The following is a 276-nucleotide window of genomic DNA, read 5'->3' as shown; positions in this document are numbered from 1 at the left end:
AAGACTTCTTGCGTACGGGTATGTATCAAGAGTCGACGACTCACAATGTAGCGAACTCTATTGATGATGAGGGTGTTAGCAATGCGGTTTATATTTCACCGCGGATTAACTATCATTGGAACGAACGTTGGGATTTTCATAACAACTTCACTTACGCAAACTTGATTGCGAATCCAACAGGCTCTGCAGACTTTAAAAAGGATTTTGGTTTTGAGTGGGATATTGGTCTGACTTACAAACCTCACGCGAATGTGCGTTGGGTGAATGAGTTAGGAA

At 42.0% G+C, this 276-nt stretch carries 1 protein-coding gene; it reads left to right on the top strand.

The annotated features are described in order from the left end of the window. Positions 1-276: hypothetical protein (locus ACI43T_RS12055; RefSeq protein WP_405387355.1), on the top strand; the 276-nt coding region annotated here is incomplete at both ends.

It is taken from the genome of Neisseria oralis (assembly GCF_045062685.1).
GTDB lineage: Bacteria > Pseudomonadota > Gammaproteobacteria > Burkholderiales > Neisseriaceae > Neisseria > Neisseria oralis.
The sequence above is the reverse complement of the archived record's forward strand: the minus strand, read 5'-3'. Positions and strand labels throughout refer to the sequence as shown.